The sequence below is a fragment of the Bradyrhizobium sp. 155 genome (assembly GCF_023101105.1).
Taxonomy (GTDB): Bacteria; Pseudomonadota; Alphaproteobacteria; order Rhizobiales; family Xanthobacteraceae; genus Bradyrhizobium; species Bradyrhizobium canariense_D.
Genome location: NZ_CP064704.1, coordinates 3,489,403 through 3,503,518, shown reverse-complemented (window position 1 = coordinate 3,503,518; position 14,116 = coordinate 3,489,403). Strand labels below are relative to the sequence as shown.

The window sequence follows — 14,116 nt, the reverse complement described above, 5'->3', positions numbered from 1 at the left end:
AATTACGCATATTTTTGATTTCTCGACAGGTTCGCGAATGACCATGGCTGCGGCGATGCAAAGCCGGACGGCAGAATTGCCAGCGCAGTCGAAAGCGGGCCGCATCGCGCATGTCGATATCGTGACCGATCTCGGCGCGGCCGAGGCCGTCTGGCGCGCCTTCGAGCAGCCCGGTCATCTCTTCACGCCCTATCAGCGATTTGATCTGCTCAGTCCCTGGCAGCGTCTGGTCGGCGAGCAGGAACGCGCCCGCCCCTTTATCGTCATTGCCCGCGACTCCGAGCATCGGCCGCTGCTGCTGCTGCCGCTCTCGCTGCGCCAAAGCCACGGCGTGCGCACCGCCTGCTTCATGGGCGGCAAGCATACGACCTTCAACATGGGCTTGTGGAACGCCGAATTTGCAGCGCAGGTCGCCAGCGGTGATCTCGACGCGCTGCTTGCGCCGCTCAACGAACATGCCGACGTGCTCGCACTGACGCAGCAGCCGCTGCACTGGAACGACCAGCAGAACCCGTTCGCGCATTTGCCACGCCAAAGCGCGATCAACGGCTGCCCGCTGCTCACGATGGAACCGGGCGGTCCGCCGGCATCGCGGATCAGCAACTCCTTCCGCCGCCGCCTCAAGAGCAAGGAGAAGAAGCTCCAGGCGCTCGCCGGCCATCGCTATCATTTGGCGACCACCGATGCGGACATCACCCGCCTGCTCGACTGGTTCTTCCGTATCAAGCCGGCTCGGATGGCCGAACAGAAGCTGCCCAACGTCTTCGCAGAGCCCGGCGTCGAGCAATTCGTCCGCAGCGCCTGCCTTGCACCACGCGGCGACGGCCGCGTCATCGACATCCACGCGCTCGAATGCGACGACGAGGTGATCGCAATCTTCGCTGGCGTCGCCGACGGCCAGCGCTTCTCGATGATGTTCAACACCTACACGATGTCCGAGCACGCCCGCTACAGCCCCGGGCTGATCCTGATGCGCTACATCATCGACCGCTGCGCCGAGCGCGGCTACCGCTCGCTCGACCTCGGCATCGGCTCGGACGAGTACAAGCGGATGTTCTGCAAGGACGACCAGGACATCTTCGACAGTTTCGTTCCGCTGACGTCACGCGGAAAGCTCGCGGCCATGGCGATGTCCTCGCTGAGCCACGGCAAGCGGCTGGTGAAACAGAACCAGATGTTGTTCGACCTGGCGCAGCGGCTGCGGCGAGCGTTCGGGTAGCTCTCGCGATTGCACGACTGCCCACCTTCTCCCCTTGTGGGAGAAGGTGGCGCGAAGCGCCGGATGAGGGGTTGTATCAGCAAGTCAAAATGCGAGAGGCACGCGCGGAGAGAGACCCCTCACCCGTCTCGCCGCTATCGCGGCGAGCCACCCTCTCCCACAGGGGGAGAGGGTAAGAAACGCCTACGCCGCCACGACGCGCGGCGCGTCCCTCGCATCCGACGGCTGCACGGACCTGCTCAGCATCGTCACTTCATTGAATCCGACGGCGCTGAGCTGCTCGCACATCAGTGCGCGCGCATCCGGCGCCATCGACGCGTCGGGCACGACGACGGCGCGGGCATTCGCCGTCAGGAGCTCCGCAGGAAGGTCGGAGGCACTGCCGGCATCGAGCAGCACGTGGTCGTAGGCGCGCAGCAGCGCGTCGATCGCGAGCGTCACGCGGGGCGACTGCAACAGGCTGCGATCGAAGCCGGGGCGGCCTGCCATGACCAGATGCAGCCGCGAGAGCTTGTCCCGGGTGATGATCTGCGCGAACGACGCCTCGCCCTGCATCAGTTCGGCGAGGCCGCGTGCCGAGGCATCGACGGACACGGCGGCCATGGTCGGCGAGGACGCGGCGAGATCGACCACGACGACCCGCGCATCGCGCGCCAGGTGCCGGGCCAATGTCAGGGTCGACAGCGTGATGGCTTCGCCGCTCGCAGTGCCGAGCACCGTGACCTTCTTCGCCATGGCTCCGGCGGCGCGCAGGCTGTCGGCCAGATGCTCGATCTCCGCGAATTCGGCGACATCGGCATCGGCCGTCATCTCCGGCTGCAGCGGCGCGGGTTCTGCCATGACGGGATCGACGACCGGATCGGCGAAGGGCTCGACGACCTCCGGTTGGACGATTTGTTCCTGGCGAGCCGACGCCCGCGTCAGGGCTGGCGTGAACACCGCCACCGCACGGGGCGCGGTCTGGCGCAACAACTCTCCGGTGACGACGACGCCGGACGAGAGCAGCAGTGTCGCGATCGTCGCGATCAGCACGATCGGCAGCTTCTTCGGATAGGCCGGCGTGTTCGAGACGACGGCGCGCGAGATGATGCGGCCATCCGTCGGCGCGGTGTCGATGGTCTCGCGGGTGTTGGCCTCACGGTACTTCGCGAGATAGGTTTCGAGCAGGTCGCGCTGCGCCTTGGCCTCACGCTCGAGGGCGCGGAGCTGCACGTCCTGGCCGTTGGTGGCCGTCGCCTGCTTCTTGAGCTGCTCGAGGCTCGCCGACAATTCCTGAACGCGCCCGCTGGCGGCGCGCGCATCGTTTTCGAGCGTGCGGGCGAGCTTGGCGGCCTCGTCGCGGATCTGGGTGTCGAGGTCGGCGAGCTGCGCCTTCAACTCCTTGATGCGCGGATGGTTGCCGAGCAACGTCGACGATTGCTCGGCCAGCTGGGCCCGCAACGCCACGCGCTGCTGCGAAGGCGTGCGCATCGATTCCGAGTTCAAGATTTCCGACGATTCGATCGGTTTGCCGCTCTGGATCATCTCGCGGATCAGGCGCGCCTTGGACTCGGCATCGGCCTTGAGCGCGCGCGCATTGTTGAGCTGGGTGTTGACCTCGCCCATCTGCTGGTTCGATAGCGTCGTGTTGTTGGTGCCGACGAACAGGCTCGACTTGGAGCGGAAGTCCTCGGCCTTCGCTTCGGCCTCGGAGACATTCCGTCGCAGCTCGTCGATCCTGCCGGCATACCACTGGCTGGCGTTTCGGGCCTGGTCCTGGCGCGCATCCTGCTGGAGCACGAGATAGCCGTCGGCGATCGAATTGGCGACGCGCACGGCGAGATCGGGATCGGCAGACTGGAATTCGATCACGATGACGCGTGACTTGTCGACAGCGTAGGCCTGGAGGCGCTCGTAATAGGCGTCCAGCACCCGCTCTTCCGGCGTCATCGAGAACGGATCGCGGCCGATGCCGACCAGCGCCGCAAGAGACTTCAGCGGCGAAACGCCTTGCAGCACCGGATCGAACTCGGGCCGCTCCGCAAGCTTGTTCTTCTTGATGATCTCGCGCGCGAGATCGCGCGACAGCACGAGCTGCACCTGGCTGGTGACGGCTTCGGCGTCGAGCGCCTGCCGTTCCTCGGCGCGATCGCTATTGGGCCGCAGAAACACGTTCTCACGGCCGTCGATCAGGATACGGGATTCAGACTTGTAGCGCGGCGTGATGAGATTGACGATTGCGATGGATGCGACGAGCGCCAGCACCGTCGGAACGATGATCCAGCCGCGCTTGCGCGCCAATGCCGCGCCGAGCGCGTGCAGGTCGATGTCGCCGGATTCGACTGGCGCCGGCCGCGGAGCAACGGGCGCAGGCTTTGCTTCAAAGCTGGACTCGAGTTCAGCCCGCTTGGCTGCTGCCTTCGAGACAGCCCGCTTGACCACCGCCTTGTCCTTGCCGGCACGCCAGAACGCTAAACGCATCGAACACTCCCGCAGGCGCAACGCCACGAACCTACCTCAACCAGGGCGATTACACTCCATTAAGGTTGCCGCTGGGTTAATCGCAGCGTCGGGCGGCTCGCGCAGGTGCGTCCGTCACCGTTTGTTAACCACGAGGCCTCTTAATCCGTCTCGATATTTCGTCAGATTGTTCGAGCATTCGCCGTCGAGCGCTGGTTTTGATCATGCCCCCCTCTCCCGACCAGCCGCTTCGCATCCTGCACGCCGTGCGCGCTCCGGTCGGCGGCATCTTCCGCCACATCCTCGACGTCGCCAACGGCCAGGTCGATCGTGGCCATCATGTCGGCATCCTCGCCGACAGTCTCACCGGCGGTGAGCGCGCCGACAAGGCCCTTGCCGAGCTCGCACCGCGGCTGAAGCTCGGCGTGCACCGGATGGCGATCCGCCGCGAACCGTCGCCCGACGATGTGCTGGTCTGGTTCCGCTTGCGGCGCCTGATCGCCACGCTCAAGCCCGACGTCATGCATGGCCACGGCGCCAAGGCCGGCGCTTTCATCCGCATGCGGCGGCGATCCGACGACACCATCCGCATCTACACCCCGCATGGCGGCTCGCTGCATTATCCCCTCAACACCCTCAAGGGCGAGTTTTACGCGCGGCTCGAGCGTGCGCTGATGGACGCGACCGACCTGTTCCTGTTCGAAAGCGCGTTTGCCCGCGACACCTATCAGCGCATCGTCGGCAAGCCGAAGGGCGTGGTGCATTGCGTCTTCAACGGCGTGACGCCGGAGGAATTCGAACCTGTCGTCATGGCCGACGACGCCACCGACCTCGCTTATGTCGGTGAGTTCAGGCACATCAAGGGCGCCGATCTGCTGGTCGACGCGGTGGCGCGCCTGCACGAGGGCGGTAAGAAGGTCACGCTGACGCTCGGCGGTGACGGCGAGGAGACCGCGGCGCTCAAAGCGCAAGTCGAGAGGCTCGGCCTCTCCAGCGCCATCCGCTTCATCGGTCACGTCAAGGCACGCTACGGCTTTTCCAAGGGGCGGCTGCTGGTCGTTCCCTCGCGTGGCGATTCCATGCCCTATGTCGTGATCGAGGCCGGTGCCGCCGGGATACCGATGATTGCGTCCAAGATCGGCGGCATTCCCGAGATTTTCGGCGCGGAGAACCCGGCTCTGTTTGCGCCGAGCAACGCGGAAGCCATGGCGGAGGCGATCGCGGCCGCGCTCGACAATCCGCTGGGAACAGCGCAGCGCGCCTTGTCGCTTCGCGAGCGCATCTCCGCGCATTTCTCGCAGCAGGCGATGGTCGAGGGCGTGCTCGCGGGCTATCGCGACGCATTTACCAATCACTAACCATTCTTAAGACCCGCTTTAGAGAATCTTCCGATTTGTCCGATAACCCAAGCGCCAGGGGATGCTCGCCCGGGACGCAAGGACGTGGCCCGCGGGTTTTTGGAATGGACGTGGACGCCCGTGGAACCGCTCAACGCACGCTCGATGCTCGATGCCGCGACCAGCGCCGCGGCGAAGCCGGCTGACCGGCCCTTTGTGGAGCGGCGTCAACGGCTCTCGGCCGCCGCGCTCGACGTCGTCAACCAGAAGGTCGCCCGCGCCTATTCGCCGATCGTGATCACCGGCTTCGTGCGCCTCGCCGATTTCGCGCTGCTGAGCCTCGTCGGCATTGTACTCTATCTCGGCTATGTCATGCCGCACGCCGGCTCGTTCAGCTGGATCTATCCCGCGCAGATCATCGCCGTCGCGGTCTCCGCCGTGGTCTGCTTCCAAGCCGCCGACATCTATCAGGTGCAGTTGTTCCGCGGTCAGCTCCGGCAGATGACGCGGATGATCTCGTCCTGGTCGTTCGTCTTCCTGTTGTTCATCGGCATCTCCTTCTTCGCCAAGTTCGGCAGCGAAATATCGCGGCTCTGGCTTGCCGCCTTTTACGTCCTCGGGCTCGCCGCGCTCCTCTGCGAGCGTCTGGTGCTGCGCTCGCTGGTGCGCGCCTGGGGGCGCGAGGGCCGGCTCGACCGCCGCACCATCATCGTCGGCTCCGACCGCAACGGCGAACAATTGGTCGAGGCGCTGAAGCAGCAGGAGGATTCCGACATCCATGTGCTCGGCGTGTTCGACGACCGCAACGACAGCCGCGCGCTCGACACCTGTGCCGGCGCGCGCAAGCTCGGCAAGGTCGACGACATCGTCGAATTCGCCCGCCGCACCCGCGTCGATCTCGTGCTGTTCGCGCTGCCGATCTCCGCCGAGACGCGCATCCTGGAGATGCTGAAGAAGCTCTGGGTGCTGCCGGTGGACATCCGCCTCTCCGCACACACCAACAAGCTGCGCTTCCGCCCCCGCTCCTATTCCTATATCGGCGAGGTGCCGACGCTGGACGTGTTCGAGGCGCCGATCACCGACTGGGACCTGGTGATGAAATGGCTGTTCGACCGCGTGGTCGGCACCCTCGCGCTGCTCGTGGCCTTGCCGGTGATGGGATTGGTGGCGCTGGCCGTGAAGCTCGACAGCCCCGGACCCGTGCTGTTCCGCCAAAAGCGCTTCGGCTTCAACAACGAGCGCATCGACGTCTACAAGTTCCGCTCAATGTACCATCATCAGGCCGATCCGACGGCCTCGAAGGTCGTGACCAAGAACGACTCGCGCGTCACCCGCGTCGGCCGCTTCATCCGCAAGACCAGCCTCGACGAGCTGCCGCAGCTCTTCAACGTGGTCTTCTCCGGCGATCTCTCTTTGGTCGGCCCGCGTCCGCATGCGGTGCAGGGCAAGCTGCAGAGCCGCCTGTTCGACGAAGCCGTCGACGGCTATTTCGCCCGCCACCGGGTCAAGCCCGGCATCACCGGCTGGGCCCAGATCAACGGCTGGCGCGGTGAGATCGACAACGAAGAGAAGATCCAGAAGCGCGTCGAGTTCGACCTCTATTACATCGAGAACTGGTCGGTGCTGTTCGATCTCGTCATTCTGCTGAAGACGCCGATCTCGCTGCTGACCAAGAACGAGAACGCGTATTGAGTTGAATTTTTCCGTCATGCCCCTCCTTGTGCGCTGTTGCGCACTGGGGCGGGGCATCCGGTACTCCGCGGCGCCGGCCGCTTCCGCAATAGACGCCGCGGAGTACTGGATCGCCCGGTCAAGCCGGGCGATGACAGCGGTATTTGTGGCGTACCAGTTGCGTAAACGTATGAGCGTGTGATGGCGTATGCGGCAACAGCCGGGGAGATGAATGCAGCGGTTCGGGCTGCGCCCGGCGTGTTGGCGCTCCAGCGCGCGCTGGTATGGCTGGTCGGCGCCTCCGGCGCGATCGTGTTCATCGAGCCGAGCCCCTACGAGATCGTGACGCTGCTGGCCACCGTCACCTTCTTCGCCACCGGACTGCGTCTGCGGCTCGCTTTGATGCCGCTGGTGCTGATGCTGGTCCTGCTCAATATCGGCTATACGATCAGCGCGATCCCGCTGTTCGAGCAGTCCGAGGTGGTGAGCTGGATTGCGACCTCCTGGTACATGGCGGTCACAGTCGTGTTCTTCGCCATGGTCACGTCGGAGGACACCGCCGCCCGGCTCGATATGCTCCGCCGCGGGCTCGTGATCGGCGCGATGGTCGCCTCGCTGTCGGCGGTCGCCGGCTACTTCCACCTGGTTCCCGGCGGCGACGACCTCCTCACGCTGTACGGACGCGCGCGCGGCACCTTCAAGGATCCGAACGTGCTCGGCGCCTTCCTGATCCTGCCGGCACTGTTCTCGCTGCAGAGCGTCGTCTCCGACAAGTTCGGCAAGGCGTTTCGCAACGTCATCGCCTTCGGCATCATGTCGCTGGCGATCCTGCTCGCTTTCTCCCGCGCCGCCTGGGGCGGGCTGGTGCTGACATCCGCCTTCATGCTGGCGCTGATGGTGCTGACCAGCCGCACCAACGCGCAACGCTCGCGTATCATCGTCATGGCGATCCTGGCCGCGGTGCTGGGCCTTGCGCTGATCGCGGTGTTGATGTCGTTCGATTCCACCGCCGAGATGTTCAAGCAGCGCGCGAGCTTCGATCAGAGCTATGACGAAGGCCGCTTCGGCCGGTTCGGGCGGCACATCCTGGGAGCGGAGATGGCGCTCGACCTGCCGTTCGGCATCGGCCCTCTGCAATTCCACCGCTTCTTCCCCGAGGACACCCACAACTCCTATCTCAACGCCTTCATGTCCGGCGGCTGGCTGTCAGGCATCTGCTATCCCGCGCTGGTCTTCACGACCGTCATCATGGGTGTCAGGCACATCTTCGTGCCCGTGCCCTGGCAGCGCGCTTATCTGGCGGTGTTCTCCGCCTTCGTCGGCACCGTCGGCGAAAGCTTCGTGATCGACACCGACCACTGGCGGCACTTCTGGATGATGCTGGGCGCGATGTGGGGCATGATCGCGGCTGCACAGATCTACAAGGCTAGGTCTGGCGACGAAGCTTCTTCAGCTTGAGATCGGGGCGTTTCTCCGGCGGCGTGTCGAGCAGGCCCTTCAGCGCCGCGGTCGCCGCGAGCACGCCCTTGTAGCCCTCATTGGCGAAGCGCAGCAGCAGGCGCAATTCCTGGTCGGAATAGCCGCCAAAAACCTTCTCCATCGCCTGCTGCATCGGCACGTAGAACTGGCCGAGCCTTTCGATCGCCTCCGGCACGACGGCAATGAAGACCTTGCGACGATCGGCATCGTCGCGCTCACGACGGACCAGGCCCGCCTTTTCGAGCCGGTCGACCACGCCGGTGATGGCGCCGGTCGTGAGCCCCGTGACTTCGGCGAGCCGGCCGGCGGTGACGCGGCCTTCGAGGTACAGGATGTCCATGCATTCGAGGTCGGAATTGGCGATTCCGGCAACGTTCGCAACGGTCTGGCCATAAAGCACGCCCTGCGCGGACGACCTGCGCATCGCCTCCTCGAGCTCCTGCAGCAGCGCGGCGCGCGCCTTCGTCCTTGACAAGGCAAACCTCGTATCTTAGTCGATATATATCTTAGTGACTAAGAGATTTAGCGACTGTAATTCTCCTAGCACCACGGAAACGTCGGGAGCAAGCCATGTCCTATCGTCCTCGCAAGGCCCTGATCATCGGCGCCGGCATCGCCGGCCCCGTCGCGGCGGTCCTGCTGCGCCGCGCCGGCATCGAGTCCGCGATCTACGAAGGCTGGCCCTATTCGAAAGGCATCGGCGGCGGCCTTCAGATCGCGCCGAACGGCATGCAAGTCATGGACGAGATTGGCCTTTCCAATGAGCTGATCAGCCGCGGCTCGATCGCGGAATCGTTCGACTTCTATTCGCAAGCCGGAGAGAGGCTCGGCTCGATCAATCGCGACATGGCGCGGCGCTTCGGCCAGCCCGCGGTCAATGTCTGCCGCGCCACGCTGAACGAGATGCTGATCGACAAGGCCTGGTGCGCATGCGTTTCGCTCTATTTCGAGAAGCGCCTGATCAAGATCGAGGATCGCGCCGACCAGCCGATCATCGCCTACTTCGCCGACGGTACCACGGCCGAAGGCGACTTCGTGATCGGCGCCGACGGCGTGCACTCGGTGACGCGGCGCCAAGTCGTCCCGGACGGGCCGCAGCCGTTCGATACCGGACTGATCGGCTTCGGCGGCTTCGTACCGCACGCCGTCCTCGATGGCCGGCCGATCGGCCGGCACGTCGAAACCACGTTCGGACAGAGCGGCTTCTTCGGCTACGGCTATTGCAGCCCCGATCCGAACGACGGCGTGATGTGGTGGAGCACGCAACCCGCGCACGGCATGGACGCGGCGATGTTTCGCGCGCTCGACCATGCAACGCTGAAGCAGCACCTGCGCGGCTTCCACCGCGGCTGGCACGATCCGATCCCTGGCATCATCGAGGCAGCCGAGAACATCGTGGTCACCGACACGCTCGACGTCGCCACCCTGCCGACCTGGTCGCGCAAGCGCTCGTTGCTGATCGGCGATGCCGCCCATGCGACCAGCCCCCATGCCGGCCAGGGCGCCTCGCTCGCGCTGGAGGATGCGATGCGCCTCGCCCGGTTGATGCAGCAAGGCCGGGAGCTCGGCGCCACCTTCCAGGCCTTCGAGGCCGAACGGCGCCCGCGCACGGAAAAGATCGTCGCCATGGCCCGCCGCAACGGCAACAACAAGCGCGAGTTCAGCGCCACCGGCGCGTGGATCCGCAATCAGATGATGAAGTGGCTGCTGCCGCTGGGCGCGAAAAGCATGGAGTTCATGTACGCCTACGACGCGCGGGCGGTGTAGTGGCACGAACGCTGTCATGCCCGCCTTATGCGCACTTGCGCACTGGGGTGGGCGTCCAGTACGCCGCGGCCTCTCGATTCGATCAGAGCCGTCTCTGGAATACTGGATCGTCCGGTCGAGCCGGACGATGACACCGTGATTGCGGCAAGTGAGCGCCTCTACTTCTCCACAGCGAACGTCAGCCCTGCATTCTCCTGAAGCCGCTTGATCAGCTTGTGCTGCATCGCCGCGCCCGGCGTCCAGAAGCCGGCTGCGACGTCGGTCGTGTCCCGCAGCATGCAGATGGCGCATTCGGAGATCATCTTCGAGGTCGAGCCGTAGCCGGGATCGCGGTCGCCGGTGACGCCGGCGCGAACCATGCGGCCATCGGGTGCGATCGCGACATAGAGCAGATCGAACAGACCGTTTTCACGCTCTTCCTTCGACGGCCCCTCGCCCGGCTTCGGTGCGTCGGGGCCGGTCTTGCCCGCATTGGCAGCCATCACGAGCTTGGCGTTGGCCTCGCCCTTCTCGCCGGGACCGGTCAGGACCATCTCGTCGTAGACGAAGTCCTGGCCGTAGGGGAATCCCATCAGCATGTTGGAGCGGTGAACGTTGCGCGTGTTGATCAGCGCCATCGTGAACGGCGCGGCCCAGGATTGCAGATCCTCCTCGAAGGCGGCCCTGTTGCCTTTCGGCTGCTTCGGGCCGGTGAAGCCGGGCGTCAGCGCAAAATGATCGTTGAGAATGGCGACAAGGCTGAGATCCTTGGCCACCGCATCGAAGGTCGCCTTAGCGCTGGCGGCGGTGCCGCCCGAGAGCGTGCCCCGCATGTCGCGCACACGCCCTTTCACCCGCGGGGCCGGCGCGCCGAAGACACGTTTAGCCTCTTCCTGGACGAAGAATGTACCGAGCTCGAACGGCACGGAATCGTAGCCGCACGACAACACGATCCGCGCGCCGCTCTCTTTTGCAGCCGCCTCGTACTTGTCGATCATCTGGCGCATCCAGATCGGCTCGCCGCAGAGATCGAAATAATCCGTGCCCGTGGCCACGCAGGCCGCGAGCAACTCCTCGCCGTAGAGCTGATACGGGCCGACGGTGGTGATCACCGACATGGTCTGCTCCGCCATCGCCTTCAGCGAAGCCGCATCCGACGCATCCGCGACAATCAACGCCGTATTCCCGGGCGCGCCGATCGCATCGCGGACCGATTTCAGCTTGCCGAGGCTGCGGCCTGCCATCGCCCATTTGAGCGCGTGGTCGCTCTTGTAACGCTGGGTCAGGTATTCGGCGACGAGCTGGCCGGTAAAACCGGTCGCGCCATAAACGACGATGTCGAATTTCGCAGAGCTCATGATCCGCCTTTGCTTTACTTCTTCGCGTAGCTCACGCCCATGCCGGCACGGACGTCGCTTTGAATACCATAGGGCGGGATCGGATAACGCAGGCCGTTCTTGGCCAGCGCCTTCATGCCCACAACCGCCTTGGCGAGATGTTCCGGCTTCAGGGCCATCAGCATCTCCTCGTCCGGCACGCCGCCATAGCGCCGTTCGGCGTAGCATGGCAAGGACAGGCTGGGCTCACCGCTCTTGAGCGCCCTGCCCCAGGAATCGGCGCAAGCGGTCTCGCCGACCACGCCCCATTCGAACTTCTTGTAGCCGGTGTATTGCAGCCCGTTGATTAGGATGATCATCTGCCCCGGCGTGGCATAGACGAGACAAATGTCCGGCGGATCGAGCCGGCCGCTCGCCAGCGGACTGACCGCGAGCGCCTGATATTGCCCGAACGGAACCACGTCCAGCGCCTCCTGGCGCTTGCGTGCGTCCTCCGCCGTGCCGTGCCAGACCCCGACATAGTTTTCGCCGGCGAGCCATTTTTCGTCCTGCGGTGCAAGGCCGATCACCGCGCGGCATTGCGCGCCGACGAGATCATCGGCCGTGATGCCCACGGTCCAGCCCAGACGCGCGGCCATGCTGACGATCTGGTCGGTGGTGTGGACCGCGTTCGGCCGCCGGACTTTCGGGATTGCCTCCATGTCCGCGGTCCGCGCGAACAGCTTCATGCCGATCACCGTGGTCTTCAGTCGCAACAGGCTGTTGAGATCGGCGACGAGGCCGGCAAGATCGATGCTGTCTGCACTCTGCTGTTGCATGGCGTCCTCCCGGCCGGCAGTGGCGCGCCGGCTGTTATTGCTTCTTGAACGGTTCTAGTCCTTCGCCGGTCCCGGGAGCAACTCGCCAGTCCGGCCCATCAGGCGGTAGGCGACGAGCCCGATCCATTCGCGCACGGCGACCTCGGTTCGGCCGAGCCCGTCCGTGCCGACATTGGTGAAAGAGAAGAGATCGTCACGCCCGCCCATTCGCCAGTCAACCGGATAGGCTTCGACGTCAAATCCCGCCTTGCGAAAGATCCCCATCGAACGCGGCATGTGAAAGGCCGACGTGACCAGGAGCCAGCGTTCGCCCGCCTTGGGCGCCACCAATTGTTTGGTGAAGATGGCATTCTCGTAGGTGTTGCGGGAGTCCCGCTCGAGGATCAGGCGCTGCTTCGCGATGCCCAGATTCTCCAGGATGGGCGCGGAGTAGTCGGCCTCCCGGGAGTCCGTCGAAACCAGGTTCGCGGTGCCCCCGGTGAAGACAATGCGCGTGTTCGGATAGCGGCGCGCGAGCTCGGCCGGCGCAAACAGGCGATCGGCCGCGTGCGCGACGACCGGCGTGCGGTGCGCCGCCGACAGATCGGTGTCGATCGAGCCGCCGAGCACGATGATGCCATCGGGCGCACCGCGCGACGGATCCCACGGCGGAAAACGCGACTCCAGCGGATAGAGCAAGAGGTTGCCGAGCGGCGAAAACGCGGCGAGCGCCAGCAGGATCAGCGTGGCCGCGGCGAGCTTGCGGCCGAAGGCGGCAAAGCGCGTCGCCATCAGGACGACCGAGACGATTCCGAGCTCGATCATCAAGTTGATCGGCAGCACCGCTGCGCCGAGGGTCTTGGACAGGACAAAAAGCAGGGGAGCCTCGCTGGAATGATCGTGCCTGTTGCGCGCGGGCTTGACCCGCCCGTCGATCTTCAGAAAGCTTCTTGGAAGAGGATCGATTGCCTGGTCAAGCCCGGGCCTGTGAAACGGACGGACGCCACATGACCCATCACCACCTGCATTCCAGCCCCGAGACCTGCCATTGGGGGTTCTTCGAGGCTGCGCTCAAGCCCGTCCTCACCATCGCGAGCGGTGACGAGGTCACGGTCGACACCATCAGTGGCGGTCCGGACATGCTGCCCGACCGCAGCAAATTTCACATTCCGCCCGAGATGCACGAGGTTCATGCCCAGAACGAGCGCATGCTGCCCGGCCACATCCTCACCGGCCCGATCGCGCTCGAGGGCGCCGAGCCCGGCGACGTGCTCGCGGTCGAGATCCTCGACGTCCAGCTCCGGCAGGATTGGGGCTGGAACATGATCAAGCCGCTGTCCGGCACCCTGCCCGACGATTTCCACGAGACGCGCATTCTGAACATCCCGCTCGACCGTTCCCGGATGGTCGCCCGCATGCCGTGGGGGCTGGACCTGCCGCTCAAGCCGTTCTTCGGCGTGATGGGCGTTTCGCCGCCGCCGGCCTGGGGCCGCATCTCCTCGCTCGTTCCTCGCGCCATGGGCGGCAATCTCGACAACAAGGAGCTTGGCGCCGGGGCGACGCTGTATCTGCCGGTGTTCGTCCCGGGCGCGCTGTTCTCCTGCGGTGACGGCCATGGCGTGCAGGGCGACGGCGAGGTTTGCGTCACCGCGATCGAGACCGCGCTTCAGGGCCGCTTTCGCCTGACGCTGCGCAAGGACCTCAGGCTCGATTATCCCCGTGGCGAGACGGCGACGCATTACATGACCATGGCGATGGACCCCGATCTGGACCAGTGCGTGGTGCGGGCGCTGCGCGACATGATCGTGCTGCTCGGCGAGAGGCGCAATTTGTCGCGCGAGGACGCCTATACGCTGTGCAGCCTGGCGGCCGATCTGCGGGTGACCCAGACCGTCAACGGCTCCAAGGGCATCCATTGCATGATCGAAAAGACGATCGTGCACGGCTGAGCCGACCAGCCCACTCCTGACCGGTCGAAGCCACGCCGCCGCCGGCCTGCCGCGCGGCGTGCCTTGTCATGCCTAAATTTCCCTCGCGATTCCAACGGGCTGACCAGGCGCCGCAGCCTGCATTTGACTTCTGCCTCCAAAC

Annotated in this window: 11 protein-coding genes; 6 read left to right on the top strand and 5 right to left on the bottom strand. The window is 65.1% G+C overall.

Features of this window, described 5'->3' with window-relative positions:
- Window positions 1-37: 37 nt before the first annotated feature.
- Window positions 38-1,219 carry a GNAT family N-acetyltransferase gene (locus IVA93_RS17090; protein WP_018455128.1) on the top strand — a complete coding sequence of 394 codons (1,182 nt, stop codon included), beginning with the start codon at window positions 38-40 and terminating at the stop codon, window positions 1,217-1,219.
- A 183-nt stretch (window positions 1,220-1,402) separates the two neighbouring features.
- On the opposite strand, the gene IVA93_RS17085 is transcribed toward IVA93_RS17090, so the two are convergent.
- Entirely contained in the window at window positions 1,403-3,679 is a 2,277-nt protein-coding gene (locus IVA93_RS17085) for a GumC family protein (protein ID WP_018455129.1), read from the bottom strand.
- Window positions 3,680-3,882: 203 nt separating this feature from the next.
- Here IVA93_RS17085 and IVA93_RS17080 point away from each other — a divergent pair, with 203 nt between their 5' ends.
- From IVA93_RS17080 to IVA93_RS17070, 3 genes are all read left to right on the top strand, one after another.
- Window positions 3,883-5,016: a glycosyltransferase family 4 protein gene (locus tag IVA93_RS17080; protein WP_026232882.1), complete on the top strand. Its 1,134-nt coding sequence runs from the start codon at window positions 3,883-3,885 to the stop codon at window positions 5,014-5,016.
- A gap of 120 nt (window positions 5,017-5,136) precedes the next feature.
- A complete protein-coding gene (locus tag IVA93_RS17075) occupies window positions 5,137-6,687 on the top strand; it encodes an undecaprenyl-phosphate glucose phosphotransferase (protein ID WP_018455131.1) in 1,551 nt (516 codons plus the stop codon).
- Between the two features lie 180 nt (window positions 6,688-6,867).
- A complete protein-coding gene (locus IVA93_RS17070) occupies window positions 6,868-8,124 on the top strand; it encodes an O-antigen ligase family protein (protein WP_026232883.1) in 1,257 nt (418 codons plus the stop codon).
- Here the strand turns inward: IVA93_RS17070 and IVA93_RS17065 are convergent.
- Window positions 8,093-8,569 carry a MarR family winged helix-turn-helix transcriptional regulator gene (locus tag IVA93_RS17065; protein ID WP_051112981.1) on the bottom strand — a complete coding sequence of 159 codons (477 nt, stop codon included), beginning with the start codon at window positions 8,567-8,569 and terminating at the stop codon, window positions 8,093-8,095. The two genes, IVA93_RS17070 and IVA93_RS17065, sit on opposite strands and share 32 nt — an antisense overlap.
- A 146-nt stretch (window positions 8,570-8,715) precedes the next feature.
- Between IVA93_RS17065 and IVA93_RS17060 the strand changes: the two genes are divergently transcribed.
- Window positions 8,716-9,912 (top strand): FAD-dependent monooxygenase, encoded by a 1,197-nt coding sequence (locus IVA93_RS17060; protein ID WP_018455134.1) that lies wholly within the window; start codon window positions 8,716-8,718, stop codon window positions 9,910-9,912.
- A 158-nt stretch (window positions 9,913-10,070) separates the two neighbouring features.
- On the opposite strand, the gene IVA93_RS17055 is transcribed toward IVA93_RS17060, so the two are convergent.
- From IVA93_RS17055 to IVA93_RS17045, 3 genes are read right to left on the bottom strand one after another with little or no spacing between them, the layout of a single operon-like run.
- Entirely contained in the window at window positions 10,071-11,249 is a 1,179-nt protein-coding gene (locus IVA93_RS17055) for a saccharopine dehydrogenase family protein (protein WP_018455135.1), read from the bottom strand.
- Between the two features lie 14 nt (window positions 11,250-11,263).
- Window positions 11,264-12,046 (bottom strand): DUF169 domain-containing protein, encoded by a 783-nt coding sequence (locus tag IVA93_RS17050; protein WP_018455136.1) that lies wholly within the window; start codon window positions 12,044-12,046, stop codon window positions 11,264-11,266.
- A gap of 54 nt (window positions 12,047-12,100) precedes the next feature.
- A complete protein-coding gene (locus tag IVA93_RS17045; protein WP_018455137.1) occupies window positions 12,101-12,868 on the bottom strand; it encodes a YdcF family protein in 768 nt (255 codons plus the stop codon).
- 164 nt (window positions 12,869-13,032) lie between these two features.
- On the opposite strand from IVA93_RS17045, the gene IVA93_RS17040 reads away from it, so the two are divergent.
- On the top strand, window positions 13,033-13,974 hold the full coding sequence (locus IVA93_RS17040; RefSeq protein ID WP_018455138.1) for an acetamidase/formamidase family protein: 942 nt from the start codon (window positions 13,033-13,035) through the stop codon (window positions 13,972-13,974).
- Window positions 13,975-14,116 lie beyond the last annotated feature (142 nt).

Bases quoted from the DNA above. Each gene is read 5' to 3' on its own strand.
- IVA93_RS17070 (WP_026232883.1), top strand. From the start codon at position 6,868: ATGGCGTATGCGGCAACAGCCGGGGAGATGAATGCAGCGGTTCGGGCT.
- IVA93_RS17050 (WP_018455136.1), bottom strand. From the start codon at position 12,046: ATGCAACAGCAGAGTGCAGACAGCATCGATCTTGCCGGCCTCGTCGCC.
- IVA93_RS17085 (WP_018455129.1), bottom strand. From the start codon at position 3,679: ATGCGTTTAGCGTTCTGGCGTGCCGGCAAGGACAAGGCGGTGGTCAAG.
- IVA93_RS17080 (WP_026232882.1), top strand. From the start codon at position 3,883: ATGCCCCCCTCTCCCGACCAGCCGCTTCGCATCCTGCACGCCGTGCGC.
- IVA93_RS17065 (WP_051112981.1), bottom strand. From the start codon at position 8,569: ATGCGCAGGTCGTCCGCGCAGGGCGTGCTTTATGGCCAGACCGTTGCG.
- IVA93_RS17060 (WP_018455134.1), top strand. From the start codon at position 8,716: ATGTCCTATCGTCCTCGCAAGGCCCTGATCATCGGCGCCGGCATCGCC.
- IVA93_RS17055 (WP_018455135.1), bottom strand. From the start codon at position 11,249: ATGAGCTCTGCGAAATTCGACATCGTCGTTTATGGCGCGACCGGTTTT.
- IVA93_RS17090 (WP_018455128.1), top strand. From the start codon at position 38: ATGACCATGGCTGCGGCGATGCAAAGCCGGACGGCAGAATTGCCAGCG.
- IVA93_RS17040 (WP_018455138.1), top strand. From the start codon at position 13,033: ATGACCCATCACCACCTGCATTCCAGCCCCGAGACCTGCCATTGGGGG.